24 protein-coding genes, 1 tRNA gene, 1 other RNA gene, 2 pseudogenes and 1 riboswitch are annotated in these 26908 nt (G+C 46.3%); of the genes and pseudogenes, 12 read left to right on the forward strand and 16 right to left on the reverse strand.

What is annotated here, in order from left to right; genetic code table 11:
- Positions 1-10: 10 nt before the first annotated feature.
- The 8 genes and pseudogenes from rng to ICN39_RS09765 all read right to left on the reverse strand — a co-directional run bounded on the left by rng (position 11) and on the right by ICN39_RS09765 (position 6699).
- Positions 11-1474, reverse strand: coding sequence for a ribonuclease G (rng, locus tag ICN39_RS09730; RefSeq protein ID WP_216233838.1), 1464 nt, complete (start codon positions 1472-1474; stop codon positions 11-13).
- Complete coding sequence (locus ICN39_RS09735) at positions 1471-2094, reverse strand: nucleoside triphosphate pyrophosphatase (protein ID WP_216233839.1); 624 nt, start codon at positions 2092-2094, stop codon at positions 1471-1473. Before ICN39_RS09735 ends, rng begins: the two co-directional genes overlap by 4 nt.
- A 4-nt stretch (positions 2095-2098) precedes the next feature.
- Positions 2099-2542 (reverse strand): 23S rRNA (pseudouridine(1915)-N(3))-methyltransferase RlmH, encoded by a 444-nt coding sequence (gene rlmH / locus ICN39_RS09740; RefSeq protein WP_216233840.1) that lies wholly within the window; start codon positions 2540-2542, stop codon positions 2099-2101.
- 23 nt (positions 2543-2565) lie between these two features.
- Positions 2566-2952, reverse strand: a pseudogene (gene rsfS, locus ICN39_RS09745) (ribosome silencing factor); the annotation flags it as partial.
- 45 nt (positions 2953-2997) lie between these two features.
- The gene (locus ICN39_RS09750; RefSeq protein ID WP_216233842.1) at positions 2998-3687 is read right to left on the reverse strand and encodes a nicotinate-nucleotide adenylyltransferase; all 690 of its coding nucleotides are present in this window, start codon (positions 3685-3687) and stop codon (positions 2998-3000) included.
- Positions 3684-4595, reverse strand: a complete 912-nt coding sequence (gene hemF, locus ICN39_RS09755; protein ID WP_216233873.1) for an oxygen-dependent coproporphyrinogen oxidase — start codon at positions 4593-4595, stop codon at positions 3684-3686. Before hemF ends, ICN39_RS09750 begins: the two co-directional genes overlap by 4 nt.
- 42 nt (positions 4596-4637) lie before the next feature.
- Positions 4638-5915, reverse strand: coding sequence for a phosphoribosylamine--glycine ligase (purD, locus tag ICN39_RS09760; protein ID WP_216233843.1), 1278 nt, complete (start codon positions 5913-5915; stop codon positions 4638-4640).
- Between the two features lie 64 nt (positions 5916-5979).
- Positions 5980-6699 (reverse strand): YebC/PmpR family DNA-binding transcriptional regulator, encoded by a 720-nt coding sequence (locus tag ICN39_RS09765; RefSeq protein WP_216233844.1) that lies wholly within the window; start codon positions 6697-6699, stop codon positions 5980-5982.
- 152 nt (positions 6700-6851) lie between these two features.
- Here ICN39_RS09765 and ICN39_RS09770 point away from each other — a divergent pair.
- A tRNA-Leu gene (locus ICN39_RS09770) sits at positions 6852-6936 on the forward strand.
- Positions 6937-6974: 38 nt separating this feature from the next.
- Here ICN39_RS09770 and ICN39_RS09775 read toward each other — a convergent pair.
- From ICN39_RS09775 to lptF, 3 genes are all read right to left on the reverse strand, one after another.
- Positions 6975-7916: a CysB family HTH-type transcriptional regulator gene (locus ICN39_RS09775; protein ID WP_216233845.1), complete on the reverse strand. Its 942-nt coding sequence runs from the start codon at positions 7914-7916 to the stop codon at positions 6975-6977.
- A 62-nt stretch (positions 7917-7978) separates the two neighbouring features.
- Positions 7979-9133 carry an LPS export ABC transporter permease LptG gene (gene lptG, locus ICN39_RS09780; protein ID WP_216233846.1) on the reverse strand — a complete coding sequence of 385 codons (1155 nt, stop codon included), beginning with the start codon at positions 9131-9133 and terminating at the stop codon, positions 7979-7981.
- Positions 9130-10245, reverse strand: a complete 1116-nt coding sequence (lptF, locus tag ICN39_RS09785; RefSeq protein WP_216233847.1) for an LPS export ABC transporter permease LptF — start codon at positions 10243-10245, stop codon at positions 9130-9132. The genes lptG and lptF overlap by 4 nt, the downstream gene beginning before the upstream one ends.
- 163 nt (positions 10246-10408) lie before the next feature.
- Between lptF and ICN39_RS09790 the strand changes: the two genes are divergently transcribed.
- The 9 genes from ICN39_RS09790 (at position 10409) to ICN39_RS09830 (ending at position 20292) form a co-directional block, all read left to right on the forward strand.
- Positions 10409-12013: a leucyl aminopeptidase gene (locus ICN39_RS09790; RefSeq protein ID WP_370623730.1), complete on the forward strand. Its 1605-nt coding sequence runs from the start codon at positions 10409-10411 to the stop codon at positions 12011-12013.
- 27 nt (positions 12014-12040) lie between these two features.
- The gene (locus ICN39_RS09795; protein ID WP_216233849.1) at positions 12041-12505 is read left to right on the forward strand and encodes a DNA polymerase III subunit chi; all 465 of its coding nucleotides are present in this window, start codon (positions 12041-12043) and stop codon (positions 12503-12505) included.
- A 5-nt stretch (positions 12506-12510) separates the two neighbouring features.
- A complete protein-coding gene (gene lgt / locus ICN39_RS09800; RefSeq protein ID WP_216233850.1) occupies positions 12511-13299 on the forward strand; it encodes a prolipoprotein diacylglyceryl transferase in 789 nt (262 codons plus the stop codon).
- A gap of 7 nt (positions 13300-13306) precedes the next feature.
- The gene (locus ICN39_RS09805) at positions 13307-14215 is read left to right on the forward strand and encodes a LysR substrate-binding domain-containing protein (RefSeq protein WP_216233851.1); all 909 of its coding nucleotides are present in this window, start codon (positions 13307-13309) and stop codon (positions 14213-14215) included.
- 138 nt (positions 14216-14353) lie between these two features.
- Positions 14354-15658, forward strand: coding sequence for a malonyl-CoA decarboxylase domain-containing protein (locus ICN39_RS09810; RefSeq protein WP_216233852.1), 1305 nt, complete (start codon positions 14354-14356; stop codon positions 15656-15658).
- 131 nt (positions 15659-15789) lie between these two features.
- Positions 15790-16857 carry a TRAP transporter substrate-binding protein DctP gene (gene dctP / locus ICN39_RS09815; RefSeq protein WP_216233853.1) on the forward strand — a complete coding sequence of 356 codons (1068 nt, stop codon included), beginning with the start codon at positions 15790-15792 and terminating at the stop codon, positions 16855-16857.
- A 3-nt stretch (positions 16858-16860) separates the two neighbouring features.
- Positions 16861-17367 (forward strand): TRAP transporter small permease, encoded by a 507-nt coding sequence (locus ICN39_RS09820; protein ID WP_216233854.1) that lies wholly within the window; start codon positions 16861-16863, stop codon positions 17365-17367.
- A gap of 2 nt (positions 17368-17369) precedes the next feature.
- Positions 17370-18728 (forward strand): TRAP transporter large permease, encoded by a 1359-nt coding sequence (locus ICN39_RS09825; RefSeq protein ID WP_216233855.1) that lies wholly within the window; start codon positions 17370-17372, stop codon positions 18726-18728.
- A gap of 40 nt (positions 18729-18768) precedes the next feature.
- Positions 18769-20292 (forward strand): malonyl-CoA synthase, encoded by a 1524-nt coding sequence (locus tag ICN39_RS09830; RefSeq protein ID WP_216233856.1) that lies wholly within the window; start codon positions 18769-18771, stop codon positions 20290-20292.
- On the opposite strand, the gene ICN39_RS09835 is transcribed toward ICN39_RS09830, so the two are convergent.
- The 5 genes and pseudogenes from ICN39_RS09835 to ICN39_RS09855 all read right to left on the reverse strand — a co-directional run bounded on the left by ICN39_RS09835 (position 20293) and on the right by ICN39_RS09855 (position 23908).
- A complete protein-coding gene (locus ICN39_RS09835; RefSeq protein WP_216233857.1) occupies positions 20293-21111 on the reverse strand; it encodes a sulfite exporter TauE/SafE family protein in 819 nt (272 codons plus the stop codon).
- Positions 21112-21330: non-coding RNA, 6S RNA (gene ssrS / locus ICN39_RS09840), on the reverse strand.
- A 90-nt stretch (positions 21331-21420) separates the two neighbouring features.
- Positions 21421-21651 (reverse strand): annotated as a pseudogene (locus ICN39_RS11280) (cell division protein ZapA); the annotation flags it as partial.
- On the reverse strand, positions 21626-21913 hold the full coding sequence (locus ICN39_RS09850; RefSeq protein ID WP_216233858.1) for a hypothetical protein: 288 nt from the start codon (positions 21911-21913) through the stop codon (positions 21626-21628). The pseudogene ICN39_RS11280 and the gene ICN39_RS09850, both read right to left, overlap by 26 nt.
- A 27-nt stretch (positions 21914-21940) precedes the next feature.
- Complete coding sequence (locus tag ICN39_RS09855) at positions 21941-23908, reverse strand: TonB-dependent receptor domain-containing protein (RefSeq protein WP_216233859.1); 1968 nt, start codon at positions 23906-23908, stop codon at positions 21941-21943.
- A gap of 142 nt (positions 23909-24050) precedes the next feature.
- Positions 24051-24265, reverse strand: a riboswitch (cobalamin riboswitch).
- A gap of 82 nt (positions 24266-24347) precedes the next feature.
- Here ICN39_RS09855 and ICN39_RS09860 point away from each other — a divergent pair.
- On the forward strand, positions 24348-24965 hold the full coding sequence (locus ICN39_RS09860) for a Crp/Fnr family transcriptional regulator (RefSeq protein ID WP_216233860.1): 618 nt from the start codon (positions 24348-24350) through the stop codon (positions 24963-24965).
- 204 nt (positions 24966-25169) lie between these two features.
- Entirely contained in the window at positions 25170-26879 is a 1710-nt protein-coding gene (gene oxc, locus ICN39_RS09865; protein ID WP_216233861.1) for an oxalyl-CoA decarboxylase, read from the forward strand.
- The last annotated feature ends 29 nt before the right edge of the window (positions 26880-26908 follow it).

A 26908-nucleotide genomic window follows, 5' to 3' on the forward strand; every position in this document is an offset into this window, starting at 1 on the left:
TTCAGAACACTTAACTTAGAACAATATCGTATTGCTCTTGGCGGAAGCTACCTTCCGCTTGAAGGGTAATCGGCTTACCAATGAAATCCCCTAACTGCGCCAAGAATTGATTTTCTTCCTCCAGGAATAAATCAATCACATCAGGTGCAGCCACAATCCTAAATTCACGCGGATTAAATTGGCGATGCTCTCGCACAATTTCGCGCAAAATCTCATAACAAATCGTTTGGGCAGTTTTGATCTCACCTTTTCCAAGGCAGGTGGCACAGGGCTCGCAGGTGATGTGGGCCAATGACTCACGTGTCCGTTTACGGGTCATTTCTACTAAGCCCAGTGCAGAAAAGTCGCTGACTGAGGTGCGAGCATGATCGCGTTCAAGGTTGCGCTTGAGTTCATGTAATACAGATTCTTGATGGTCTTTACTAACCATGTCGATGAAATCGATAATGATGATTCCACCTAAGTTACGCAAACGGAGTTGGCGGGCAATCGCTTGGGCCGCTTCTAGATTTGTTTTAAAGACGGTGTCATCGAGATTGCGTGCGCCTACGTAACTGCCCGTGTTTACATCAATGGTCGTCATAGACTCAGTTTGATCGATCATGAGATAGCCACCAGACTTAAGGTCGACTCGGCGACCAAGCGCTTTATTAATCTCAGCATCAACATCAAATAAGTCAAAGAGGGCGCGTTCGCCACGATGCAGGGTCAGCTTACCTAAAAGGTTAGGCATGTAGGCATTCGTAAATGCTTTGAGCTTCTCAAAATTCTCAGCAGAATCCACGCGAATTTGGGTGGTGTCTTCACCGGCAACATCCCGCAATACCCGCTCTGCTAGGCTAAGATCCTGATAGAGCAGGGTAGGCGCTGGATTGTGTTTCATGGCTGCATGAATGTTTTCCCAGGTGGTGCGTAGGTAAAGCATGTCGTGCTGTAGTTCTGTGTCGGATGCATCTTGAGCGCTAGTACGGACGATGATGCCGCCCTTTTCGTCTGCAGCCATCAGGCCTGCAAGACGCGCCTTAATTGCTTCGCGTTCTTCAGGCTGATCAATCCGCTGAGAAACGCCAATATATTTTTCGGTAGCGGTATCGCTGCCTGCGGGAGGTAGATAGACTAAATTTCGTCCAGCAATACTCAATTGGGTTGTTAAGCGCGCACCCTTAGTTCCCAAGGGATCTTTTAGTACCTGAACTAATAGCGTTTGTCCTTCAAACAATAATTTTTCAATCTGTGCCTGAGGATTATTTTGCGTGATGTCTGCCACATGCATAAAAGCAGTGCGCTCAAGACCGATTTCGATAAATGCCGATTGCATGCCTGGTAGTACACGAACTACTTTAGCTAAATATATGTTTCCCACAATGCCACGTTGGCGAGTGCGCTCAATTTGTAACTCTTGAACCGCCCCTTGCTGAATTAAAGCAACGCGCGTTTCTTGCGGTGTGATATTGATCAGTATTTCTTCGTTCATATGCTGCTGACTTGGGCGCGTTCTAGTAAAAGCTTCGTTTCATAAATAGGTAGACCCATGATACCGCTATAGCTGCCCCGAATTAAAGGAATAAAGGCGCCACCCAAGCCCTGTATGCCATAGGCACCAGCCTTGCCAAAGGGTTCGCCGCTGGCGATGTAGGTAGCTATCTGTTCTGCCGATAAATTGGCAAACTGAACTTCAGAAACTTGCATTAGCTGTATTGGTTTTTCATCGGGGCTGACGGTCACCGCTACTGAGCTGAGAACTTCATGAACTTTGCCACTAAGCATAGTCAAAATTCGGGCAGCATCTGCTGCATCGATCGGTTTACCCAGAATTTCACCATCAGGATGATTGGGTAAGCTCACCGTGGTGTCGGCACAGAGAATCGGAGCCCAAGGCAAACCGCTGTTTTTCCATCTAGTGAGTGCTGCAGTGCTTTTTGCTAAGGTAACCCGCTCTACATAGGTGCGTGCTTTTTCTTGCGGGAGAGGGGTTTCGATACTCTCGCTATCTTCATTGGGGCCTGGGAGTAGCATTTCAAAGCGAATACCCATTTGCGTTAAGAGCTCCTGGCGGCGAGGACTTTGCGAAGCGAGGTAAATAAAAGAGTTCAACTGATTACTCGCGATGGTAAGGGTGACCTTGCAGAATAGTCCATGCTCGATAAAGCTGCTCCACTAACATGACTCTAGCCATGGCATGTGGCAAGGTCAGGCTGGAGAGCCGCCACATCGCTTGTGCACCTTTTTTCAGGCTGGGATCCAAGCCATCTGCACCACCAATTAAAAAGGTAATGTCAAAGCCTTCTTGGCGCCAGCTAGCCAGTTGAGTAGCTAAGTTCTGAGTAGTTTGGTCTTTGCCTCGCTCATCTAAGGCAATCACTTTACATCCCTTGGGAATGGCAGCGGCAATTTTTACGGCTTCTTTTGCGGGTGTGAGATCTGGTTTGATCTCTTTAATTTCAATGCTGCAATCGGCCGGCATTCTTTTGACGTAGTCATGAGTTGCCGTGGCAACCCAATCAGGCATTTTATGACCAACAGAAACGATGGTAAGTCGCATTGCTGCAAGTAACGACGAAATTACTCGTCGTCTTCAGATTCACTGGCCTTAACAAGACCTTTGTCACCAGCTAATTTCACGCGCACTGGTTTAGCGCCCCACATGCCTTCAAGCTGATAGTAAGAGCGCAGCATCGGTTGCAAAATATGTACGACGATATCGCCACAGTCAACCAATACCCATTCCCCGGTTTCCAAACCTTCAATAGAAATGACTTCTCCACCTTTAGCATTCACTTCTTCTTTGACTGACATTGCTAAAGAGCGGGTTTGACGATTACTTGAGCCGGTTGCAATGATTACTCGATCAAATAATTCACTTAATTTAGTGGTGTCATACACGCGAATATCTTGTGCTTTAACATCTTCTAGGGCATCGATCACGACGCGTTGTAATTTACGTAAGTCCATATTTTCTCGGCAATAATTTTTCTATTTAGGGTGATCTTAGCTTGATTACTGATACAAGCCCAGATTTGTGATGATTTCTAGGGTGTGGGTTGGAATATGCTCGGATGCAATAGAGCTCCGTGAGCTGGATTTGAGGCGATCTCGTAACGCGGTTGAAGATAGATCAATATTCAGGCTTTCATCGATGTATATGAGGCCTGCAGCGCTATTTTCAAGGGCTTTAGCAGCCGATGTTTGATGGCTTTTCAAGAATTGACCCACTTCGGAGCTTATTTCTAGTCTTAAATCATGATGTGGCCTAGTAGCCACTGCAAAATTGACAAACTGACTCAGCTTTTCCCAAGAGTTCCAGCTAGGGAGGGCAACAAGAGAATCCGCCCCCATTAACCAAGTCAGGCTAGCGTTTGTTCCAAAGCGCTCACGTAAGGCTTTAACAGTATCAATTGCATAGCTCGGTCCAGCTCGATCAACTTCTATGCGATCAACACCTACTTGAGTGGATATATTCAGATATAGGAATGCTCGCGCTAAATCGATGCCGGCAGCTTCAGTCAACTTCAAGCGCATTTCTGCTGGAGTAACGCCGGTACCTTTTTGCCATGGCTCACCACTGGGGATGAGCAGTAGTGCATCCAAATGGAGCAGCTTTGCAAAATGCGTAGCTAATCTCAAATGACCCACATGAGGGGGGTCAAATGTGCCGCCAAGAATGCCAATTTTCTTTATATCGCTCAAGCTAGCCAATCTCGTGGCTTAAGGTAATAGTCATATAGCTTAGCCTCAGGAGTCCCGGGCTTTGGCTGCCAGTTGTACCACCACTGAACTACTGGTGGCATCGACATCAGAATAGATTCGGTACGTCCACCCGAGTGCAAGCCAAAGATAGTCCCGCGATCAAAGATCAGGTTGTATTCCACATAGCGACCGCGGCGATATTCTTGAAAAGCTTTTTCTTCTGGAGTGAAGCTATCTTGATAGCGTCGCTGCACGATAGGCAGGTAAGCATTAATAAAGGCATCACCTACTGCGCGAGTCATGGCAAAACTTTTCTCAAACCCAAACTCATTAAAGTCATCAAAGAAAACGCCGCCAATACCGCGTGGTTCTTCACGATGCTTTAGATAGAAGTATTCATCACACCATTTTTTAAAGCGAGGGTAGAGCGCTTCGCCAAATGGATCTAAAGCGTCTTTAGCAGTTTGGTGAAAGTGTTTGCAGTCTTCATCAACGCCGTAATAAGGAGTTAGGTCAAAGCCGCCCCCAAACCACCAGACAGGCTCTTTGCCAGCCGCTTGCGCAATAAAGCAGCGCACATTCATATGGGTGGTGGGTACTTTGGGATTATTCGGGTGGAATACTAAAGAGACGCCCATCGCTTCAAAGCTGCGACCTGCTAGCTCTGGGCGATGATGCGATGCTGAAGGAGGCATTTGGTCGCCGCGGACATGGGAAAAACCTACACCCCCTTTTTCCAGAATATTGCCACCATCCAGAATACAAGTGCGACCATAACCTTTGAGTTTGCTGTCTTCTGGCTTGTGCCATTCATCAGCAACAAAGAGCTTGCCATCTAGAGTGCTCATGGCGCTTGTGATGCGATCTTGCAGACCTAAAAAATACTCTTTTAAGGTTGCGATATCGATTTGGGTCTGTTGATCTGACAAGGGTGTTCTAACTTTATGGATTTACTTAATTGCGCGATAGCCAATATCTTTGCGATATTGCATGCCATCAAACTGGATGTGACTGATGGCCTCGTATGCTTTTTGTTGAGCGCCACGCACAGTATCGGCGAGGCCAACAACGCACATCACGCGTCCACCCGATGTCACCACTTTGCCATCTTGCAATTTTGTGCCAGCATGGAAAGTAATTTGATCTTCAGTGTCAGCCGGAATTCCCGTAATGACATCGCCAGCACGTGGGGTATCAGGGTAATTGTGGGCCGCAAGCACAACACCCAAGGCAGTGCGGCGATCCCATTCCAGCTCAACCTCATTGAGCGTGCCATCTACTGCATGATCCAGTGCATTGACGAGATCGCTACGCAGACGAGCCATGATGGGTTGTGTTTCTGGGTCGCCCATACGGCAGTTAAATTCCAAGGTCTTGATCTTGCCATCAGGAGAGATCATTAATCCTGCATACAAGAAACCTGTATATGGAATGCCATCTGCTTGCATACCCTTCACTGTTGGCATGATCACTTCACGCAATGCACGCGCATGAATTTCTGGAGTAACGACTGGTGCGGGAGAGTAAGCACCCATGCCACCAGTATTTGGTCCTTGGTCAGCATCGAGTAAGCGCTTGTGATCTTGGCTGGTTGCCAACGCAAGAACATTCTTGCCGTCTACAAGAACGATAAAGCTAGCTTCTTCACCAGTCAGGAATTCTTCAATCACAACACGGGCGCCTGCATTACCCAACTTGTTGTCAGCCAACATCATGTCAACAGCGGCATGTGCCTCTTCAAGACTCATGGCAACCACTACGCCTTTACCTGCGGCAAGGCCATCGGCCTTAATCACAATCGGCGCACCTTTGGCGTCAATATAAGCATGCGCTTTTAGAGCGCTAGAAAACGTTTGATAATCGGCTGTTGGAATGCCATGACGCTTCATAAAGGCTTTAGAAAAGTCTTTAGAAGACTCCAATTGAGCTGCCAATTGGGTTGGGCCAAAAATACGCAAACCATTATTACGGAATACATCCACGATGCCGGCAGCCAGCGGAGCTTCTGGACCCACAACTGTTAGATTAATCTTTTCGCGCTTAGCAAAATCAGCCAGCTCTTGTAATCCAGTGATCGGTAAGTTCTCAATGCCTGCAGCAGCTTGTTTAGCGGTTGCTGTACCACCATTGCCAGGAGCAACATAAACCGTTTGGACTTGTGGTGATTGAGCCAGTTTCCAAGCTAAAGCATGTTCGCGTCCGCCGGATCCGATTAAGAGAATTTTCATAACGATAGTTTGTCAGTATTAATAAAGTAAAAATGCAGTAAATGTTTTATATATGCAAAGTAAATTAAAGTGCGGCATTCGTAAATACTTCTTGAACGTCATCTAGGTTCTCAAGTGCATCCAATAACTTTTGCATACTTTCAGCTTGATCGCCTTCTAAGGCAATCTCAGTCTCAGGGCGCATGGCAACCGTTGCTAGCTCTGGCTTGAGACCTGCTTTACTAATAGCATCTTGCACATTTGAAAAATCAGGAACAGGAGACAGCACTTCTAAAGAACCGTCGTCATGAGTAATGACATCCTCAGCGCCGGCATCTAATGCTACTTCCATGAGTTGGTCTTCGCTGGTGCCTGGTGCGAATAACATTTGGCCGCAGTGTTTGAATAAGAAGGCAACTGAACCTTCTGCACCCATATTGCCACCATTCTTATTAAAAGCATGGCGAACTTCGGCAACAGTACGAGTGCGGTTATCGGTTAAGCAATCCACAATAATGGCAGCGCCATTGATGCCATAACCCTCATAACGAATTTCTTCGTAGTTCACGCCTTCAAGGGAGCCGGTGCCGCGCTGAATCGCTCTTTGCACGTTATCGTTCGGCATATTCGAGTCTTTGGCCTTATCAATAGCCAAGCGTAAACGCGGGTTGGTTGCAATATCGCCGCCGCCTAATTTGGCGGCAACGGTGATTTCTTTAATGAGTTTGGTCCAAATCTTGCCGCGTTTTTCGTCCTGACGACCTTTGCGGTGCTGAATATTGGCCCATTTCGAATGGCCGGCCATACGGGTAAGTCCTTTTAATAATTTGGCTAGAAGACCTCATTTTAAGGGGTTCTAGACCCAAGTTAGGGGGTAAGTAAGCATTTTTTGTTACACTCTCATGTCTTAGCAGTAACAAAGTAGCAAAGTAAGCAGAATTTCCACTGCAAACACCTGCCTCGGTGATGGAATTGGTAGACGTGCCGGACTCAAAATCCGGTGCCGCAAGGCGTGGCGGTTCGAGTCCGCCCCGAGGCACCACTCAAAGACTATTCAGTACTTGAGCATAACTAGATTATTCAAATTTCGTAAGTCTCGGATTCGTTATTCATTGCCTGCTCAACAATCTTCTTGGTGAGTGTTGGCGAGAAGAGTTCAATGAAGGTGTAAACAAAAGATCTGAGGTAGGCTCCTTGTTTAACGCCAAGATGAGTGACGTTATTCCCAAATAGATGGCCAGCAGGAATCACTTTGAGGTTGCGATCTCGATCTGGATCATAGGCATGGCCAGCAACAATGCCAATACCCATACCTGTTTCTACATAAGTCTTAATAACGTCGGCATCGATCGCTTCCAAAATAATATCGGGCGTAATGTTTCTTTGCGCAAAGGCTGCATCAATCTTGCTTCGACCAGCAAATGCTTTGTCGTAAGTAATGATGGGGTATTTAGCAATCTCTTCCAGGGTAAGTGTTGCCTGGTTAAGAAGGGGGTGACTGAGCGGCACCATGAGTACGTGCTGCCATTGATATCCTGGCAAAGCGAGTACTCCCGGGGTATTTGCAATCCCTTCAGTAGCAATGGCAATATCCGCGCGATCATGTGTGAGTAGCTCTGCAATTTGACCTGGATTGCCTTGCTGAATGCTCACCTTTACTTTTGGAAAGCGTTTGGTAAATTCAGTCAGCACTTTGGGAAGTGCGTAGCGTGCTTGTGTATGGGTAGTGGCAATCACGAGGCTGCCTTGATCTTGACTTGCAAAATCTTTACCAACCCTCTTCAGTGTTTCCACTTCATCGAGGATGCGCTCAATCGAAGTCAAAATACGTTTACCTGGCTCCGTAAGGGATCGAATGCGCTTGCCATGGCGACGAAAGATCTCAACACCTAACTCATCTTCTAATTCGATAATGGCCTTAGAAACCCCTGGTTGAGAGGTGAATAACGCTTTAGCGGCGGTAGTTAAGTTGAAGTTTTGTCTAACGGCTTCCCGCACGAAGCGGAATTGGTGGAGATTCATGAGGATTCCTATCTTTATATCAACAATGATATAGGAATCAAATTCTAAATGATTTTTGGGTATTAAGCCTTAGAAACCCAGCGCAAGCCAAGGAGCGCCAAAACAAAGTACAGCAAAGGCGGGGTTAGAGCCGTGAGGAGTGCTGGCCAAGAACCTAGGAGTCCCACGTTAGAGAAGAGAGAATTAAATAGCTGGAAGCTCATGCCCAGCATGATGCCGCCAAATACCTTGATGCCAACACTGCCTGCTCGAACCTTAAGGTATGCAAACGGAAGCGCTAGTGTGAGCATCACAAAAATGGTGAAGGGGTAAACCACCTTCTTCCAGAAGGCGATGGAATGCCTCTGTGCATCTTGTTTGTTTTCACGCAGGTGGGAGATAAAGCGACCCAAGCTCATGATCGACATTTTTTCAGGGCTAATTAAGAGCACATTCAAAATTTGAGGTGTGACTTCCGATTCCAGCGTGAGAATCGGATGCGTATAGGTTTGCGCAGAAAAGACGGGGTTCAGCGGGTCAGATTGTTTTGTTTCTTTAAAGCGAGTTTCAGTGACATCATTCAACACCCAGATGCCGGTCTCATCAAATTGTCCAGAGACTGCGCTACGAATAGAGAGGAGATGATAGGTGTCATCAAACTCATACATGCGAATACTGCGAATCTCGTTATCCTTGTTAACGTTACCTACGTTGACATAGCGTACGCCTGGTCGTACAGGCCCGCTACCATCTTCGTCGCGCAGACGATCCTTTACCCAAACACCCGTTTTAAATTGTGATGTGTAGGCTGACCCCATGGCCTTCATGCGAATCTGATCCGACTTTGCTTCGGTGTAAGGGCCAACCCACTCACTCATGATGAGTGTGAGCGCAACCAATGGGAGTGAAATTTTTGTGAGAGTAATGAGTCCACGCTTAACGTCTAACCCAGCAATACGCAAAATAGTGAACTCAGACTGGCTCGCTAGCATCGCAAACACATAGATACTGCCAATCAAGCCGGCAATAGGTATGATTTCGGAGATTCGGCTTGGTGCCTTTAGAAGCACATGGAGTAGGGCCAGAGGAAGTGTGTATGCCCCTTGCACGGAGCCTAATTCGCTCAAGGTATCGAAGAATAAAAACAAAGCTACCAAGGCGAACAAGATAAAACCAAAGGCAGCATAAATCTGCTTGGCTAGATAGCGCTCGTAAATGAAAGGAAAGAGCAATTTCATTTGGTGGCCATCGAGGCGGGCAATTGACGGCGCCACCACTTCAAAGAAGGATTAATACGATTGCGAATTAAGGCTGTCGCAATCAAAAGGGCGAGTAAGTGAATGGGCCAGATAGCAACAAAAACACTGACCTTACCTTGCGAGACAAAATTTTGCGTCAGGTTCAGTAAGTTGCTATAGATTAAATAAATTAAGACCGCATAAAACATTGCGGTGTAATTACCTAATCGAGGGTTCACATAAGCAAGTGGTATGGCGATGAGCACCAAACCTAATGCCATTAATGGCAAGCCAATGCGCCACAGTAACTCAGCACGATTGGGGTTGGTGGAGGCCGGATTAGGGTCATTTAAAAGTTCAGTGATCGTCTTCTCGCGATCACGCGGTGCTGGCGCCAATGATTCTTTGCTGCGGATCTTGGTGCTGTATTCATTAAATTCCAGAATTCTGAAATCGGGCTGAGTGGGCTGCCCCTCATAGCGTCTACCGTTATGCAGCACAATAGATTTCTCGCCACCCGCAGAATTCTGAATGAAGCCTGTTTGGGAAACTGCAATACTTAGTCGACCATTTTTAGAATCGGCTACAAAGATATTCTTGACTTCACTTTTGTCAATATCAAGCTCTTCAATGAAAAATACGCGCTCTGCTTTTGCGGACTCTTTAAATTGTCCGGCACTCACCATAGAAACGTCATCACGTTGTTGAAAGCGTTGACTAATTAAAGTGGATTCCCGATTTGCCCAGGGCCAAACAAAAAGAGCCAGGAGCGCGATCACAATGATGAGCGGCGTGGCAAATTGCATAATAGGGCGAATAAGATTGGTAACGCTTAAGCCGCTAGCAAACCAAACAATCATTTCTGAGTCTTTGTACCAGCGCACCAGAACAATGAGGGTTGCGACAAATAGAGAGACTGTCAAAAGAACTGCAAGATAACCCAGGGTAGCTAATGCAATTAAAACGAGTGCGTCCTCTGGATTAACCGCCCCGTTAGCGGCGTAACCCAAAATTCGGATCACTAAGGTAGTCACCATAATGGTGACTAAGACCAAAAAGACCCCGCCAGTCGTAAAACTGAGTTCGCGGCGAAGGGCCTGGTTAAAAATCATGAGAATTTATAGGTCTGGATTTGAAGGGTTATTAGGCTTGGAAATGGCTTATATTGCTAGAGGTAAGGGAAGTTATTCTCATGTCGGAGGATAATGGATAAACGTCCCAAATTAGCAGATTACCCCTTTTGAATCGACCAAAACACCGTAATAGATTATGACAATCCAATTCAGCACCAAGATTTTCCCTCAAGCAGACCTCCAGAGTCTAAAACTCCAGAAATCCAGCCTCAAAACCTTGCTCGGCAATGCCACCGACTGTTTGGTTTTGGCATATTCCAAGGCGGATATAGATAGTTTCTCAGGCGCCAAAGGGGCTAAGGCAAAAGAAGGATTTTTGCCAGAGTTAGATTTCTTGCTTGGTGGCTCAGTCAATCACGCCAATATTCTTGGGGATTTAGATTCCAAACAGGCTTCCGTATGCATGTTGCGTGCAGAAAAATCTTGGTCCAGCAATGGCGTTAAAGCAAAAAGAGTATTGCTAGTGAGCTTAGGCGATGTGCATCTTGCTAGCGAACGGAGTTTGACTACTTATTCCAAGGTTGCGCGCGCAGCTTTAAAGGTGATGAGCGGTGGATCGATTGAAAGTGCACTTTGGTTTACACCAAGTTTTGCGCTTGCTCACAAAGCTGACTTCATTGCTGAAGAAGTTCGCCTTACCGTTCAATACGCTGGTGATCAGGCTTACCGTTTTGGTGTGCGTCAGCCCGCCATGAAATTTAAAGTAAAAGATAAAGCAGACACTTTTCAGCATCTTATTTTTGCAGGTAACGATGCCTGCGCAAAAGAGCTTAAGGCTGCGGTAGAGCAGGGTGTCGCCATAGTAGAGGGCATGCACCTGGCCAAGGACTTGGGTAATCTTCCTCCAAACATCTGCACGCCGACCTACCTCGGTAAGGCAGCGCAAGGCTTAAGTAAAAAGACCGCCCTTAAAGTAGATGTGCTTGGGCTTAAACAAATTGAAGCTTTGGGAATGGGTTCATTTTTATCTGTTGCTAAAGGATCTGCTACCCCGCCGCAATTTATTGTGATGAAACATCAAGGTGGCAAAGCAGGAGAAGCTCCGATTGTCTTGGTTGGTAAAGGAATCACTTTTGATACTGGTGGAATTTCATTGAAGCCAGGTGAAGCCATGGATGAAATGAAGTACGACATGTGTGGTGCAGCTTCAGTGATCGGCACGATGTACTCCGTTGCTTTAATGAAATTAAAGAAGAACGTGATTGGCGTCATTCCTACCTGTGAAAATATGCCATCAGGCCAAGCAACTCGTCCTGGCGATATTGTGAAGAGCATGTCTGGGCAGACTATTGAGATTCTCAATACGGATGCAGAAGGCCGCTTAATTCTGTGTGATGCGCTGACTTATGTGGAGCGCTTTAAGCCTGCGGCAGTAATCGACGTTGCAACCTTAACTGGCGCCTGTGTGATTGCTTTGGGTCATGTACATAGTGGTTTGTTTTCTGAAGATGAGGGCTTGGTGAGTGAGCTCACTAAAGCGGGTCATACTTCTTTAGATACCGTATGGCGTTTGCCTTTGGATGCGGCTTACCATGATCAACTCAAATCCAATTTTGCAGATGTAGCCAATATTGGCGGTCGTCCTGCTGGTAGCGTGACAGCGGCTTGCTTCTTATCTCGCTTTACCGAGAAATACAAATGGGCGCACTTGGATATCGCTGGCACTGCATGGAAGAGTGGTGCCGCTAAAGGTTCTACCGGTCGTCCTGTGCCGCTCTTGGTGAACTTCTTGCTCGAGCGCAAGTAATCATTCTAGATCTCGGATAAATATTGAATGGCTCGAATTGATTTTCATAGCAACGTCAGTGACAAGCTGGAATACGCTTGTCGTCTCACGCGCAAGATTTGGAGCGCTACACCTGAAGGTGAGCCAGTCCGCAATATTGTGATGGTCGGCGAGAAGCCGGATCTGAAAAAGTTGAACGAACTTCTTTGGACATTTAGTAGCGCTGATTTCTTGCCACATTGTTTTATTGAGGATGAGGCCGCAGCAGAAACACCCATTGTTTTAACGGACGATTTTGCTTCTTCCGCCCTCAGCAGTATTCCCCATGCTGATGTCATGATTCATTTGGGAATGCGTATGCCTGCTGATGTAGCAGCTTTGGTTGCGCGTTTTCCCAGAATCGTTGAGGTAGTCACTGTAAATGAAGCAGAGCGCTTGGCAGGGCGCGAGCGCTTTAAAGCCTATCGAGAGTTGGGTCATGAGTTGCATAACTTCGACCAATCCAAAAGCTAAGAGCTATGTTGATTCATCCCCAGTTTGACCCTGCAGCAATTCGTATTGGATCTTTTGCAATTCATTGGTATGGCTTGATGTATCTGATGGCCTTTGTTCAATTCTTGCTTTTAGGCCGTTTACGCATCAAAGCGCCACGCTATGAAGCCCTGGGTTGGACCTATAAAGATCTTGAGGATCTCCTATTTGCCGGCGTTCTTGGTGTGGTGTTGGGTGGTCGCCTTGGCTACACCTTGTTTTATATGCCAGGCTTCTATCTATCCCACCCCTTGAGTATTTTCAAAATTTGGGAAGGTGGCATGTCTTTTCATGGCGGCCTTTTGGGGGTATTGGTTGCGCTCTTCTGGTTTGCTAAAAAACGCAAGACCACCTTTTTTGTCGTGAGTGATTTGGTTGCTCCATTGGTTCCCTTTGGTTTGGCTTTTGGTCGACTCGGGAACTTTATTAATGGTGAGTTGTGGGGTAGGCCTACTGATTTACCTTGGGCGATGATTTTCCCATTGGTAGATTCCATCCCACGCCATCCATCGCAGATTTATCAACTGCTTGGTGAAGGTGTGCTGCTCGGTATTGCGCTCTGGATTTATGCAGGTAAGCCAAGACGCGTTGGCCAGGTATCCGGATTTTTCTTGTTGGGCTACGGTATTTGCCGCTTCTTGGCTGAGTATGCGCGTGAGCCAGATTCTTTCTTGGGCCTTCTTGGCTTAGGCTTGTCTATGGGTCAGTGGTTATGTGTGCCAATGATGATGTTTGGCCTCTATCTCATGACTGCATTTAAATCGAAGAGTAAGTAAACGCCCTATGCTGAATGAAGAGCTGACACTTCGAAAATTAGAGGTGCTGTGCTCGTTTATTCGGACCGGCAGCCTTTCTAAAACAGCGGAAGAGTTGCACTTAAGTTCAGTCAGCATTCATAAGGCATTGCATTCACTGGAATCGGGAATAGGGTGCGCTCTATTTGTAAAAGATGGACGTCAGTTAAAGGCTTTGCCAGCAGCTATTTATTTGGCTGAAGCAAGTGCGGATTTATTAGCCGATGTAGACCGCGTTCTAAAAAAGACCAGAGCCAAAGCGGGTGTCGAGAGCGGGCAAATTCGTCTGGGGTCAATGTACTCTTTGACGGCCAATATCATTCCTAGAGTCATTATGGGCACCAAAATCCGTAGACCTGATTTAGATATTGATTTATATCTGGGATCTAATGAGGACTTGATGAAGAGGCTCAGCGAGGGAAATGTAGATGCAGTAATCATGGCGGTCCCTACAAGAGATCTTCCGGAGGGTGTCCAAGTGGTCCCTCTTTTTGAGGACCAATTGTTTTTAGCATCTTCCAAAAACAATAAGCCAGCTGAAGCCAATATTGATTTATCTGAATACCGCAATGAGAAATTTCTGACCCTTCAAGATGGTTTTGCCACCACCTCCGGGTTTTATGAAGCCTTCCAGTTGGCTGGATTTGCCCCCGATGTAGTTATGAAGGTGGGCGATATCTTTTCTCTTATGAATATGGTCTCAGGGGACCTAGGAAGATCTTTGCTGCCTGGTCGGGTGAAGGCTTTAATGGGTGATGCGATTGAATTTACCCCTTTATTACCAAAATATCAGGTCACACAACATATTGGCCTTATGTACCTCCAGGCTAATGAATCAAACCCCAATATCCTCGCTCTAGCGGCTGAAACCCGCATGTTGCATCGCAATAATTCCTAAACCTGCCTTAACACGCTAGCTAATCTATTAACTTAAAGTTAATGAATATATACTTTCATTAATTGATTCAAGTATGGCTCAGCTATACATTAATACTCAACCCTTCACCCTTTGGGTTGAATTCTTTGAGAGATATACATGCTTGAAAAGCTAGCAAAAGCCCGTTACTTTTCCCGCGTTACCGGCGCGGTCAATCGACTTATTTCAGAGCGCGGTGAATCGAATGCCGTCAGCATGGCTGACGATGTGATCCACAACTATCGCAAGCTTTCTAAAGATCAGCATGCTAAATTTTTCAATTTTCTATTTGAAAAACTAAATCCAGATGCTGCTGCGGTCATGGCTGCCGCGCAAAATTTTTCCGCAGAAGCAAGTGCGCGCAATTACATTAAATTACAACGCGTGACTGAGCCGCCGAGGCAAGAATTGTTTCGTCGACTGAATCGCGCAACCAATGGAACTGCTGCGCTCGTAGCTATGCGTCGTGATCTGTTGCAGTTGCTCGAAAAGCAGCCTGAGTTAACTGCGGTTGATTTTGACCTACGTCACCTCCTGTCATCTTGGTTTAATCCAGGATTTTTGAAGATGCATCGAGTTGACTGGAAGTCGCCTGCTGAAGTTCTTGAAAAGCTTATTCAGCATGAGGCTGTTCATGCAATTGATGGCTGGGATGACCTGCGCCGCCGCTTGCAGCCTGATCGTAGATGTTTTGCGTTTTTTCATCCGCAACTTCCAAATGAGCCTTTGATCTTCGTTGAAGTGGCTCTTTTGCCAGAAATCCCAGCCGTGATTACACCGTTAGTGGACAAGAAGGCAGAGACAGTTCATCAAACTTCACAATATAAAGTGGCTGCTTTTTATTCCATTAGTAACTGCGAGCCTGGTTTGCGCGGCGTTTCAATGGGTAACTTCCTGATTAAGCGCGTTGCAGAACAATTGCATGCAGAATTCCCTGGCCTCAAAACCTTTGTGACGCTTTCACCTATTCCAGGCTTCATTGACTGGGTTGCTGCTGGCGCAGATATTGGCGGCGAAAAGACTGGCACTCAACTCAAGCCTGCAATTCGTACAGCACGCGAGCAATCCTTGGAAGTACTTGGACTTGCTCATCGCTCTTGGCCTGAGCGTTTAAGCGCTGGTTGGCATCCAGACAATGCCACTGAAAAAGAAAAGGCTGCTTTACTTTGTCTCGCAAGTATTTACTTAGGCTTAGGTTCTGCAGGACGCAACGGCAACCCAGTTGCTAAGTTTCACTTAGGCAACGGCGCTAAGCTTCATCAAATTAACTGGGCTGGAGATCTCTCTCGCAAGGGTTTACGACAGTCGGCAGCACTCATGGTTAATTATTTGTACGATCTTTCCTCCGTTGAGGAGAATCATGAGCGCTTTACCCATGGGGAAATTGATTATTCACGTGCTGTTGGCCGATTAATGCAGGCCTAGAAATATATTTTTGGAGGAGAGGCTCTAAAAGCAGAATTCAGAGAATATTCGCTTTAGAGTATGTGGCAAGGAGGCAGACACTAAGATCTGACCGTATTATGCAGTCTATAAAACACTACTAGGAGAACAATATGAGCAATGAATTGAAATCTGGATCCAATAAGCCAAATGCTTTGCGTCGCCAATTATTAGCGGGATCTGCAGCGTTGCCTTTAGCTGGTGTCGTGGGTTATAGCCCAGCATCAAACGCTCAAGGTGCAACTAAAACCTTGAACATCTCACATCAGTTCCCTGGTGGAACTATTCAGGCAGGTGATTTCCGTGATCGTCTCTGCCGTAAATTTGCTGAATCTGTTGAAAAGCGCACCAAAGGTGCATTGAAATTCCAGGTATATCCAGGTTCATCATTGATGAAAACCAATGCGCAGTTCAGTGCAATGCGTAAAGGCGCTTTAGATATCTCATTATTCCCAATGCCATATGCTGGTGGAGAAGTTCCTGAGTTGAATATTGGCTTGATGCCAGCATTGGTTACTAGTTACGAGCAGGCTGCTAAATGGAAGACTGCTGAAGTTGGCAAGATGCTGACTAAAATTTTAGAAGACAAAGGTATTGTTCTTTTGAGCTGGGTTTGGCAAGCCGGCGGCGTCGCAAGCAGAAGCAAACCAATTGTTCTCCCTGAAGATGTTAAAGGGATGAAGATTCGTGGTGGTAGTCGTGAATTTGACCTCATGCTCAAGGCGGCAGGGGCTTCAGTGATCTCCTTGCCTTCTAATGAGATCTACGCAGCAATGCAAACTGGTGCTATGGATGCTGCTTACACATCCTCTACAAGCTTTATGTCATTCAAGCTTGAAGAGTTGGCGAAAGCATTTACTAGTGCACGTCAAAAATCCTATTGGTTCATGCTTGAGCCATTGATGATGTCTAAACAAATCTTTGATACTTTGCCAAAAGATCAACGCGATGCTCTCATGGCAGCTGGCGCCGAGATGGAGAAGTTTGGACTCGAAGCTGCAAAAGAGGATGACAAGACTGCAGCCTTAGCTTATGCAAGAGCTGGTAGCAAAGTCACTGATGTTGACGCAGCGATTGTGGATAAGTGGAGAGCTATTGCACGTGATAGCGCCTGGAAAGACTACGCAGAGAAGAATGAAAGCTGCGCATCATTGTTAAGAGCAGCAGAAAAAGTAACCTAAATCATGACTCAACTTTTACAAGCGACAGACCGCTTAATGTCTGGAATTAATAAGCTGATGGTGTTGTTTGGATCATTGGCTTTGGTGGCTGCTTCGGTCATCTTGAGCTACAGCGTTGCTTCAAGAGCATTTTTTGGGGCAACGACTGATTGGCAAGATGAGGCTGCGGTATTTTGCTTGGTAGGCGCTACTTTCCTTTGTGGTGCTTACGTTCAGCAAATTCGTGGACACGTAGGCATTTCAGCGGTATCTACCATGTTGCCTAAAGCGGTCAACCGTCTCAGGGTGTTGATTATTGATATTGCCTCATGTGCTTTCTGTGCTTTTTTTGCATGGAAGTCTTGGGCTTTGTTTCATGAAGCGTGGGTTGATGGTCAAGTGACTTCATCTTCATGGGCTCCACCTCTGTGGATTCCATACATCATGATGTCTATTGGTATGACCTTGTTAGCGTTTCAGATTTTGCTCCAAGCGTTTGGAGATGTTGTTAATCCAGGCGAAGGGGAATAAGTATGTCAATCATGACATTAGGATTGTTGTTTGCAGCAGTTACCTTATTGGTAATGTTTTCAGGGATGCCCATCTCTTTTGCATTGGGCTCAGTAGCAGTTGTATTTATGGTGTTCTTTATGCCTGTATCTTCATTGGATACGGTGACACAGAACGTCTACGAAGAGATGGCCAGTATCACCTTGCTCTCGATCCCGCTATTTATCTTAAAAGGGGCGGCGATCGGACGTTCACGCGCCGGCCAAGATTTGTACGAGGCTTTGCACGTTTGGCTTGGTAAGGTTCCAGGCGGCTTAGGCGTTGCTAACGTTTTAGCTTGTGCTCTGTTTGCTGCGATGGCAGGATCGAGTCCTGCAACATGCTCCGCAATTGGTAGCGCAGGTATTCCAGAGATGCGTAAGCGTGGTTACTCACCAGGATTAGCGGCAGGCATTATTGCTGCTGGCGGCACTCTCGGTATTTTGTTGCCACCTTCCATCACGATGATTTTGTACTCGGTTGCTGCAGAGCAATCATTAGGACGTTTATTCCTTGCCGGCATTGGCCCTGGTCTGATGTTGGTATTGTTTTTCTCAATCTACACCGTTTATCGCTTCCGTAAAGAGTACAACCTAGCCTTAGAGGCTGTTAAGGTCGGCGCTCCTAGTCATCCGATATTGGAGCGTCACACATATACCATGCAGCAGAAGATGAGTTCTCTGCCACGCGTTTTACCTTTCTTGGTTTTATTGATTGGTGTGATGGTTGCGCTCTACGGCGGCTATGCAACACCATCTGAAACTGCAGGCCTTGGTGCAATCTTAGCCTTCGCATTAATTGCCGGTATTTACAAAATGTGGCGCATTAAGGATTTGTCGCCATTGCTCAATGCCACCATTAAAGAATCCACAATGCTAATGTTCATTATTGGAATGTCTTTATTGTTTTCCAATGTGATGAGCCATTTGCACCTCAGTCAGTCGGCTGCCCAAGCGATTGTTGACCTTGGCTTTGGACGTTGGGGATTGTTGGCTGCTATTTTGATTTTGGTAGTGATCTTGGGCTTCTTCTTGCCGCCGGTCTCTATTATTTTGATGACTGCGCCAATTTTCTTGCCACCATTAAGAGCCGCTGGATTTGATTTGGTTTGGTTTGGAGTGGTAATGACCATTGTGATGGAGACGGGTTTGATACATCCACCGGTGGGCCTCAATATCTTCGTAATTAAAAACATCGCACCTGATATTTCTTTAAATGAAATTATCTGGGGCGTATTCCCATTTGTGATCATCATGATTCTCTCTGTTGTATTGCTCTGCTTTGTGCCAGAGATTGCTACAGGATTATCTGATTTGGTAATGGGTGTGGCCAAGGTACATTGATTGCAGTATTGATAAAAATATTAGTCTTTTAGGAAATTTCATGAATTTATATTCACTCTTGGAAAAAGGTTTTCCAAAAGATAAAAAAGCGTGCGCTCTCGAGACGCACGACGGTCTCTATTACTCTTGGAGTGACCTTGAGTCAGCAACCGCTAAACTTGCCAATTTACTTGCTAGCCTCAAGCTTCCAAAAGGAGCAAGAGTTGCAGTGCAGGTTGAGAAGTCTCCTGAAGCACTTTTTCTTTATCTAGCAACGATTCGTGCGGGCTATGTATATTTGCCGCTCAATACGGCCTATCAGTCAGCTGAAATCCAGTACTTCCTAGAGAATGCTGAACCAGCAGTGGTTGTCTGCAGCAGCAAGAATCTCTCTTGGGTGTCTAAGGTAGCCTCTAAAGCCGGTACTAAGCATGTATTTACGCTGGACGAGAACCGTACGGGTACTTTATTAGACCGTGCAGGAAGCCTCAGCGACAAATTCAAGACTGTTCCGGCAAAAGATGATGATCTTGCGGCAATTCTGTATACCTCTGGTACAACAGGACGTAGCAAAGGTGCCATGTTGACTCACAAGAATCTGGGCAGCAATGCACAAGTATTACAAAAGTTCTGGGGCTGGAAAAAAGGAGACGTACTGCTACATGCCTTGCCTATCTTCCACGTTCATGGATTGTTTGTGGCTGCCCATGGCGCATTGATTAATGGCAGCAAAATGATTTGGTTGCCGCGTTTAGATACTGCGCAACTCATTAAGCATATGCCACAGTCCACAGTGATGATGGGTGTGCCGACATTTTATGTGCGCCTATTGGCTGATAAAGGGTTCGACAAGAAAGTGGCGCGCAATATGCGTCTATTTATTTCCGGTTCAGCCCCATTGTTAACTGAAACATTTAATACCTTTAAAGAAGTGATTGGTCAGCCGATTCTTGAGCGTTATGGCATGAGTGAGACGGTGATGTTGGTTTCCAATCCTTACAAAGGAAAGCGCGTAGGCGGCTCAGTTGGTCTGCCATTGCCTGGCGTTAAGGTGCGTGTAGTAACTGAAGATAACAAGCCATGCAAAGTCAATGAAATTGGCAGCATTCAGGTGAAGGGCCCGAATATATTTGCGGGCTACTGGCGCATGCCTGAGAAGACTGCTGAAGAGTTCACAAAAGATGGTTGGTTCAAGACCGGCGACGTAGGTCGTTGGGGTGGTGATGCCAATGGCGGCAAGGCGCCCAATGACTATTTATGCATCGTTGGTCGCAGTAAGGACTTGATTATCTCTGGTGGCTATAACGTCTATCCAAAAGAAATCGAAAGCTTTATCGATGACATGGTTGGCGTTGATGAAAGCGCTGTGATTGGTATTCCGCATCCTGATTTTGGTGAGGCAGTAATGGCAGTAGTTGTGCCTAAGGCTGGAGCAAAACTCAATGCAGAAGCAATGATTGCTACTTTGAAAACGCAAATTGCAAACTTTAAGATTCCAAAGCGTGTGGAGATTGTTGCCGACTTACCTCGCAACGCTATGGGTAAGGTGCAAAAGAATATTTTGCGTCAGCAGTACACAGCTTAATTAAAAGCCGAATGCCTTGCGGCTTTCATTAAACATGAAGGCTGCAAGGAAAAAAAGCATGATGCCAAAAACTCGTTTAAGTTGGGCAATATCGAGTTTTCTGGCCATCTTTGCACCTAAAGGCGCAGTAAAAATACTGACCGTCACAATGCACGCTACCGCTGGTAAATAGACAAAGCCCAGAGCGCCTGCTGGTAGATTGGGATTGCCCCAGCTTCCGTACATATAGCCAAGTGTTGCTGCTGCAGCAATTGGAAAGCCCAGGCCAGATGAAGTAGCCATTGCTGTGTGCGGCTTGACGTTGCACCAGAGCATAAATGGCACGGTAATAAATGCGCCACCTGCGCCTACTAAGCTGGCAAGTGCGCCAGCAAAGGTGCCAAAAGAAAATAAGCCAAGTGTCCCAGGTAAGTCTCTGCCTGCCTTAGGTTTTTTATTGAGCAGCATCTGAATTGAGGTGTAAACAATAAAGACTGCGAAGAAAAGTGAGAGCCATGAAGTTTTGAGTGCTTCAAACAATTCACTGCCACCAATGAGTCCACCAAAAATCATTCCGGGACTTAAAGAGGCAACTAGTTTCCAATCAATTGAGCCATGTTTGTGATGTGCCCAAATTGCAGAGGTGGTTGTAAACAGAATGGTGGCCATTCCTGTGGCAATAGCCATGTGCACGATAACTTCTTGACTAAATCCAAGGTGATTAAATACCAGGATCATGAAGGGCACTAGGATCATGCCACCACCAATGCCGAGCAGGCCAGCCAAGTAGCCTGAGATGGCACCGCACAACATCAACATCAAGATATCGCTTATTAACATGAATTCCCCGCCTTGGCCGCTAGGCCGTCATCCTGAACCCTAAGGTTCAAGGTGGAACGGCTACTCTGTTTCGGGTGCATTAAGAGGCTCAGGGAGTAACCAAGTCTAAGTTGGCACTGTGAACTTGCAAAACGCTCACGCCCACAAGGTAAAGATCGTTCCGGATGCTTGCGCATCGGTTCAAGGAACTATTGGCCTTGGCGAACCAGGCAGGGAAAGGGTTTGCATCAAAGCATCTACTTGATCTTCAAGCTCTCGAATCTGACCTTGAAGACGAGTTACTTCATCAGTGCTCACATTGGAGGGAGTGCTTTGTTGCGATGGATTTTTTTGTAAAGTTATGAGATCACCAGCAATTTTGAGTGCGGCCATCATGCTCGCTCTTTCAATACTGCGGTTGCCACCATTGATGGCTAGTTGAATTTGTTCATCCACCAAGACGCATGCTGCACGGAGTAATGGCTCATGCTCAGTACTGGTTGCCAGAGTAATTTTCTGGCCGGCGAGACTTACCTCAATGCGTTGTTGGCTCATTGTCATCCTCAGGGTTATTTGGTGGGATAGCTTCGCCCAGTAGATTGAGTTGGCGGCCGTCGCTTTGTTCTGGCAGGCGACTTAGGATGTGTTGAATGCGCTTTTGCGCATCTTCAATCTTATTTTCGAGTTGTACTCGATTTTGATTAGAGTTTTGAACAGCCTCAGCAATGGCTTGGATTTTTCCAGCTACTCGATGGATGGATGCGCATAGCGCATCCATGTCTGATGCTAGGTTGCCAGTGGAAAGAGGGGAGGTCTCACTCATACTGGCATTGTAGTCTGAAAAAAGGGCTTATTTCATGGCGTAACGCAGGCCTACAAATACGTTTGAGCCTGGGGTGTTATAGCCATAGCTGAGTTGGTAGGCTTTATTTAAAGCATTGTTCCAACGGGCAAAGACGCTAAGGTCTTTCTCTAAATCATAGTTAGCATAGAGATTAAAGATGGTGTAGCCACCCATGCCAGTGTTCGCGCCCTGAAAATCATCCCTGCGCCCGGAAAAAGTGGCTCCCACTCCGGTCGTCAGCTTGAGGTAGAGGTATTCACTGGCTAGATTGCCATATTGCTTAGCTTGCTTAATCAGAGTGCTATTCGTGCTCTCGTTTACTGGGTTTTGTTGTGTAAAGGAGCCTTTTAAGCTGAGTGAAGACATTTGTACGGCACCACTCAAAGTGCTACCGGTAATTTTGGCGCTTGCCACGTTGGATGCACAGCCAAAAATACCTGTTCCCACAGGACACGTATCCGAATTGCTAACTTGAATCAGGTTTGAGATGGAGTTACTAAAGACCACGACGTGCCCATCGAGACCTGGTTTTTCGTAGTGCAGTCCTGCTTCTGTGTTTTTACTTTTTTCAGGAAGAATCGCTGTATTTCCGTATCCTGGATAGTAAAGGTCATTAAACGTCGGCGCTCTAAATCCAGTTCCATAGTTGATGTTCGCACGCCATTCTTTGGTGAAGAAATAGCCGTAAGTTGCCGCACCGGTAGTTTGGGGTCCGTAGCCTGTGATGCTGTCATTACGGAGTGAGAAGTTGGCTAAGTGTGCTTCCCTTTTGAGTTGATATGCAATAGCACCTGAATTGGTGTTACGGGTTTGACTAAAGCCTAAAAAAGGATAGGGTGCTGTCAAGTTGTTGAAGTCACCGTTGTTGTAGTCCAGTTGATTGCTTGAAACCTTTTGAGTTTTTCTTTCCGCTAGCACTTGCAAAACATCGGTACCAATGGCGAAATCATTTTGCCAGGTATAAGTATTTTGTCTCTGGTTCAGAGTGCTGTCATATGCTGGATTATCTGGTGTACCAGGCGCGTGATTTAAAGCAGTTCCTGTTTGTGCGGATGCTTGCAGTAGGCTGCGCCAGTTCTCCATCACTTGATTTTTGGAGTAAAGAGAATAGGTCCCTAATTGAGAAACTTGATTTTGAGTTTGTTGATATAAAAACTCTTGCGGGTCAAACCCAGGTAGTTGGTTATTGAGGCGGCTATTTAAAAATTGCAATCCAAACTCTTGTCCCTTGCTCCACTCTTGAGATAGTCGGCCAGTAACGCTGTCTTGAACATAGCCCGTTCTGCCTGATGCGCTAAGCCCATCCTTATTGTTGGGTGCTATGGTATTGAAACCCATGGAGAGGGTTTGGCTTGCTGCAAGTGAGTAGCGAATTTTTTGATCGCCTTGCGTAGACCCATTAATGCTGGCTTCGCTAATACTGGTGCCGTAACTGCCATATCCAAAAGAGGCGCCTACCTTGGGAGGGCCATCACCTTTTTTGGTAAAGATTTGTACTACGCCGCCGATGGCATCGGATCCATAAAGACTGCTCTGTGGGCCAAATACGATTTCAATATGATCGATGATGGTTAGCGGGATAACTGACCAGTTGGTACCCCCATTAATCGCATCATCAATGCGAACACCATCGATTAATACGAGAGTCTGATTATTGGTAGTGCCTCGTAAGAAAACGCTGGCATTGGATCCGCCTGTTCCATAACTGGAGATGGTCACACCTTTTTGTCGTTGCAGTAATTCAACCAAGCTAGTTTGTCCAGCTTGCTCAATTTCCTCGGGCCCGATATACACGTTATCAGCCAACACATCGCTGGCTTTAGTTGGCGTTCGAGTTGCTGTGACAATAATTGGATTAAGGGGGCTTGATGTGCTTGCTAAAACTAACGGTGCGTTGTTTTGTGCGAAGGCATTAATGCTGATGAGAGCGCCCAAAATGAGGACGGCTTTTCGGTTGCTGAACTGCTGTTTCATGATTCACTTTCTGTTATCGATTGCCTAGCTAACTTCCCCGTTAGCTGGGTCGAACAGAATTTCGCGTGCAGGAGTTCAGGCGTCAATTGGGCGCAGTATCGAGAAACTAAGCGCTTGCTTGGCGCGCGAAGATCCCCGTCCGCAAAATTCCACCTGTCTTGGCCGGTATCCGGGCTAGTAAATATCAGAATCTGGCCTTCCCATGCGATTGACGCGCACAGTGGCTTTGTCAGATTCCTGACGTCTTTGACAGCTAGAAAGACGCATTTACCTACCGTTGCGGGGGCAGCACACGTTTAGTGTTTCCCGTTTAACTTTATTGCACTGCAATAAAGCACCACGACCTGGTCATTCTAGCGGATTTGAGGTGCGCCAAGTGGGAATCCAGGGCTTTGATAGGTAAAAAAGCCTACAATGGAGGGTCTAGGAGCAAGGATTCATGACCGTATTAGATAAGCATCCCGAAAAAAACCTGATTCGTCTGCAGTTGAGTCAAAACTCGGTCTTAAAAAGCTTGGATCCCTCAGCAATGGCTGATTTAGAGCGCCATTTAGAAATTGCTGACCTCAAAAAATCAGAAATCTTGTTGCACCAAGGTGATCACCAAATGGAGCAGTACTTTGTCTTGGATGGAATTCTCAAGCGGATTGTCTCTAGTGCAGATGCCAAAGAGATGATTTTGCGTTTTGCCATCGAAAAAGATATTGAAACGAGCTATGCCGCCTGGCGCCTTAAAACTGCCGCACCCTACAGCATTGCATGTGTCACTAAAGCGCGTGTAGCCCGTATGCCTATGAAGAAGTGGGCGAAATTCCTTGAGGAGCATAAGCCCCTTAAAGAGAGTTTTGAGTTTGAGGTTATGCGGCTGATGAGTGAAATCATGGCCCACACCATTACCTTGCATATGCTCGATGCTCCAGGGCGGGTAGAGCGTTTCTTGCGTAAATACGAGGATTTGTTCGAGCTTCTCCCAAAGAAGGAGTTGGCGGCCTACCTGAACCTCTCTCCTGAGACCCTGAGTCGCCTCAAAACGAAGCATAAAGAACTCTTTGTTTAAGGGCCAAAACCGCCCGTAATTACAGGATTTAAGGGGAAATTGACCGAAGTCAATGATGAACCTCTTGCCCAAGCCTAATATTCATCTCAGCCTAAGCGGGACACAAAACCCGTTATGCGATTTATAACTACATTGGAGACGTTAGCGAAAGCTAAATTGCATGAGCTCTACAAGAGCAGAACCGCAATTTTTATATAAATTTCTATGACAACAGATAATCAAAACACACAATTAACCGATGGCTTTCATCTCGTCATTGACGCTTTGAAAGCAAACGACCTCGACACCATTTTCGGCCTCGTTGGTATTCCAATTACTGACTTATGCCGTTTAGCGCAAGCAGAAGGTTTGCGCTTCATCGGCTTCCGTCACGAACAACATGCAGGTAATGCTGCCGCTATTGCAGGTTACATGACGCAAAAGCCAGGCATCTGTATGACAGTTTCTGCTCCTGGTTTCTTGAACGGTTTGACAGCTTTGGCTAACGCTACTGTGAACTGCTTCCCAATGATTTTGATCTCCGGCTCAAGCGAGCGTGAAATCGTTGACTTGCAACAGGGTGACTACGAAGAGATGGATCAGCTCAATGCAGCTAAGCCATATTGCAAAGCTGCATATCGTATCAACCACATTGAAGATATCGGTATCGGTTTTGCTCGCGCAATCCGCGCTGCAGTTTCTGGTCGTCCAGGCGGTGTGTATTTAGACTTGCCAGCTCAGTTGCTTGCACAAACCATGCCTGCTGATGAAGCCAAGAAATCCATTTTCAAGGTAATCGATCCAGTTCCGCGTCAAATCCCAGCAGCGGATGCAGTTGCTCGTGCATTAGATGTGTTGAAGGGCGCTAAGCGTCCATTGATTCTCTTGGGTAAGGGCGCCGCTTATGCTCAAGCTGATAAAGAAATTCGTGACTTAGTTGAAAAATCAGGTATTCCTTACTTGCCTATGTCTATGGCTAAAGGTTTGTTGCCAGACAATCATCCTCAGTCTGCTTCTGCAGCGCGTTCATTCGTATTGGCTGAAGCCGATGCAGTGTTGTTGGTTGGTGCACGTTTGAACTGGTTGCTTGCACACGGTAAAGGTAAAACTTGGGGTAAAGAGCCTAAGAAATTTATCCAAATCGATATTCAAGCAAACGAAGTGGATAGCAACGTACAAATCGCCGCCCCATTGATTGGTGATATTGGTTCATGCGTAGGTGAACTCTTGAAGGGTATCTCTGCTGTTCCTAAGCCAAGCGCTGAGTGGATTGCTGCGATCACCGAGAAGAAGGATAAGAATCTGGCCAAGATGGCTGAGACATTGGCTAAAGAAGCAAATCCAATGAACTTCCATGGCGCATTACGCGTGATTCGTGACGTGATCAAGAAGAACCCAGATGTGAACTTGGTTAACGAAGGCGCAAACACACTCGACTATTGCCGTGCAATCGTTGATATGTACAAGCCACGTAAACGTTTTGACTCAGGCACTTGGGGCATTATGGGAATTGGCATGGGTTACTCCATTGGCGCAGCTGTAATTAGCGGCTTGCCAACGGTTGCGGTTGAAGGCGATAGCGCATTTGGCTTTAGCGGTATGGAATTGGAAACAGTTTGCCGTTACAACTTGCCAATCACGACTGTTGTATTCAATAACAACGGCGTATACCGTGGTACTGACGTAAACCCAACAGGCGGCGCTGATGTTGCCCCGACTGTGTTCGTTAAAGATGCTCGTTACGACAAAATGATTGAAGCGTTTGGTGGTGTTGGTTACTACGTAACTACCCCAGCAGAATTAGAAGCAGCGTTAACAGAAGCGATTGCTGCCGGTAAACCAGCCCTCATCAATGCTGTTATTGATGAAACTGCAGGTACTGAGAGTGGACGTTTAACAAACTTAAACCCATCCACAGCAGCTGCTAAGAAGTAATTCCAGACTAATTTAGAAGTAAACAAGAA

Source organism: Polynucleobacter sp. AP-Reno-20A-A9 (assembly GCF_018882085.1).
Taxonomy (GTDB): Bacteria; Pseudomonadota; Gammaproteobacteria; order Burkholderiales; family Burkholderiaceae; genus Polynucleobacter.